This is a genomic window from Microcystis sp. M090S1, assembly GCF_020246295.1.
GTDB classification, from domain to species: domain Bacteria; phylum Cyanobacteriota; class Cyanobacteriia; order Cyanobacteriales; family Microcystaceae; genus Microcystis; species Microcystis aeruginosa.
In genome coordinates this window covers 1-3,105 of the sequence record NZ_JADBTF010000370.1, presented here as the reverse complement: position 1 = coordinate 3,105, position 3,105 = coordinate 1, and the positions used below count along the sequence as shown (strand labels likewise).

General features: G+C 39.6%; 3 protein-coding genes and 1 pseudogene. 1 reads left to right on the top strand and 3 read right to left on the bottom strand.

Annotated elements, in window-relative coordinates:
• A pseudogene (locus IM477_RS16370) lies at window positions 1-124 on the top strand (IS630 family transposase); the annotation flags it as partial.
• Window positions 125-281: 157 nt separating this feature from the next.
• Here IM477_RS16370 and IM477_RS16365 read toward each other — a convergent pair.
• The 3 genes from IM477_RS16365 to gatA form a co-directional block, all read right to left on the bottom strand.
• Window positions 282-857, bottom strand: a complete 576-nt coding sequence (locus tag IM477_RS16365; protein WP_287732623.1) for a putative endonuclease domain-containing protein — start codon at window positions 855-857, stop codon at window positions 282-284.
• 180 nt (window positions 858-1,037) lie between these two features.
• Window positions 1,038-1,307, bottom strand: a complete 270-nt coding sequence (locus IM477_RS16360; protein WP_287732621.1) for a hypothetical protein — start codon at window positions 1,305-1,307, stop codon at window positions 1,038-1,040.
• A 193-nt stretch (window positions 1,308-1,500) separates the two neighbouring features.
• Window positions 1,501-2,952, bottom strand: coding sequence for an Asp-tRNA(Asn)/Glu-tRNA(Gln) amidotransferase subunit GatA (gatA, locus tag IM477_RS16355; protein ID WP_287732620.1), 1,452 nt, complete (start codon window positions 2,950-2,952; stop codon window positions 1,501-1,503).
• Between the last annotated feature and the right edge of the window lie 153 nt (window positions 2,953-3,105).

Genomic DNA, 3,105 nt, shown 5'->3' with positions numbered 1-3,105 from the left:
TCGAGAATTTGAAAATAAAGAAGAACTGGAAAAAGTAGTCAATCAGCTTTTAAATGAAGGGGGATTGATTATTAAATGGAGTAGAAAACTTAAAAATAAGGGTAATGCTGTCAATGTAACTTAAATGCGTAAAAGCTTATAATTAATTGTCAAACCCTCATCAACAAAGTTTGACTTCAATATATGGAAGGCAATTAAACTCAGCACCAAGCATGACCCTTCCGTAATCGTACTGTACGCTATAATTATAAGAACCATGAAATGCACCCTATTCTTATTCTTCAAAAATCAAGGTTTATATCATAAAAATCAAAAAGTTTTTGGAAAAAATCTACCACTATAGACTCATAGTTTTCTTGCATAATTTCATAAGCTCCAAATCGATAAACTTCATAACTTAGCAATTTTAACTTTCTATTTTCAGCTACCATTTTTGCATAAAGCTGAGGCTTCGCATATTCTCCATCAGCATAATGTTGTTTACCATCAATCTCGATAACAATTCTTTTTGATTTTGGCAATAATAATAAAAAATCCATACGTTGTCTTATCAATCTTCTCCCATTGTTATATCTTTTGAGTTCTTTGATAGTATAGGGATCATAATGTAAATAAACTTGTGGCAGTAGAGCGGGCGAATTTTCACCCCAACGACGACATAATTGCTTGTTCTTATAGTAAGTGTCAAAAAATCTAGATTCTACTCCATTATTTTGCAAGGATTCTTTAAGTCGTTTGTAAAGAGAATCTGCCGCTTCTGAATTTGACCAGCTAATAATTTTTTTATATTCTTTCCACCAATCAATTAACTCTATCCATGATAATCCATGACTTTGAATCGGCTTATCATAGATCAAACAGGATTCTTTATACTTCGTAATTTCAATATCATTGCTAAGTGAATCTGAAAAAATAATTTCTGGTTTAAAAGAATTAGAGGCAAAAATAATATTTTTGATATTTTGATGTCCTAGTTTTTTGGTTAAATGAATTGTGTAGCCATTACTATCAACTTGAAAACCACTTTTTTCACAAATTTATCTTAAAGTTTGCTTATGCTCTTCCTTAACATTATAACTGTTGTATAAAAGTATTGATTCAATTACTTTCAGAAATTTCTGAATATCGTTTTGATTTTCCCAATCAATCTTTGAGTAGTATCCATCCACTTGATCTCGGCGCGTAGATGCACGAGGCTCGTATTTATCAAATCCCGCCTCCGTAAACCAACTATCTATTTGATCAATATAATATCCTGAGCAAAATTCTCGAAACTCACTCTTTAATAAATCTAGAGATATATTCATAGAGACACATCAACTTTCGGAGAAATCACCGATACATACAATACCAAATTCTAGCAATTCAGCATTAGGATCAAAATCAACAGATTGGTGGGTTATGGCGAATACCTTATTAGTTGCTTAACTGTCTCATTTGTCATCGCCTAACCCACCCTACTATTTGGCTATCGGCAAAAGATAGCCACCGGCAATTGTATCAATTTGTAAAAGATGGTTGACGTTTGTGCCAATCGGTGGCCTGTTCGTAGGCGTGGGCGACGTGAAATAATTGATCTTCGCGCAGCACATTACCGACTAATTGTAAACCAATTGGCAAACCTTGCCCATCAAAACCGCAGGGAAGACTTAACCCGGGTAAACCGGCTAAATTGACGGGAATAGTCATTAAATCCGATAAATACATACTCAGAGGATCCGCCGTTTTTTCCCCAGCTTTAAAAGCTGTGGTCGGTGAAGTGGGAGAAACTAACACATCTACCGATTGAAAAGCTCGATCGAAATCCTCTTTGATCAAAGTCCTGACTTTTTGTGCTTTGAGGTAATAAGCATCATAATAACCCGCCGAGAGGGTGTAGGTTCCCAACATAATCCGGCGCTTGACTTCCGCACCAAAACCCTTAGCGCGAGTCTTGGTGTACATATCAATCAAACTATCGGCATCTTCCCGAATACCGTATTTAACCCCATCGTAACGGGCTAAATTCGCTGATGCCTCCGAGGGGGCGATAATGTAGTAGGTGGGCAATCCGTAACGGAAACGGGGACAGGAAATCTCTTTAATCGTGGCACCGAGGGCCTTTAACTGCTCTAAAGCTTGATTAACTGCCTCGGCAACGACCTTATCCAAACCTTCCCCGAAAGTTTCCTTAATTACGCCAATTTTTAACCCTTTTAAACTGGTTTTCAGGAATTGGCTATAGTCGGGAATCGGCAGATTGAGACTGGTAGAATCTTGGGGATCGTAACCCGCGATCGCTTGTAATAAAATCGCCGCATCTTCTACGGTACGACCAAAGGGACCGATCTGATCGAGAGAAGAAGCGTAAGCCACCAAACCAAAGCGAGAAACCAAGCCATAGGTCGGTTTTAGCCCGACAACGCCACAAAATGAAGCCGGTTGACGAATTGAGCCACCGGTATCCGATCCTAGGGCGACCACGCATTCTTGAGCGGCCACAGCCGCAGCCGACCCCCCCGAAGAGCCACCAGGCACCCGGGATAAGTCCCAAGGATTAGCAGTAACGTGATAACCGGAGTTTTCTGTGGAACTACCCATAGCAAACTCGTCTAAATTGGTTTTACCGACGATAACTGCTCCTAAATCCCGTAATTTTTGGGTAACTGTGGACTCGTAGGGGGGGACAAAATTCTCTAAAATCCGAGAAGCGCAGGTGGTGGGGATACCCTTGGTGCAGAGATTATCTTTTAATGCGATGGGAATACCTGCTAACAGATGCAGCGATTCACCCCTGGCGATTTTCTCGTCCACTTTTTGGGCTTGTGCGAGGGCTAAATCCGGGGTTAAATGGAGAAAGCTTTTTACTTGTGGTTCGATCGCTTCCATACGAGCGAGAAATTCTCTAGCGATTTCGACGGCTGTTTTTTCTTTATTAACGAGTTGTTGATGCAGTTGACGAATCGAAGTCATGTTCAGTTACCGGTTACCGAAATTTTGGGTTAAAGCCCCGTCCTTTTAGGACGGCTTTTTAAACTATATCTTGTTAACTTAACTTTTATTGTGCTATACTGATTTTGTCTAAGTCCCCCCTGCGTAAAATGTTTGTCTTAGAGTTTAAAGTTA

What these genes read in the sequence shown, in the direction of transcription:
- IM477_RS16360 (WP_287732621.1), bottom strand. Translation starts at nt 1,307, where the DNA reads ATGAATATATCTCTAGATTTATTAAAGAGTGAGTTTCGAGAATTTTGC.
- gatA (WP_287732620.1), bottom strand. Translation starts at nt 2,952, where the DNA reads ATGACTTCGATTCGTCAACTGCATCAACAACTCGTTAATAAAGAAAAA.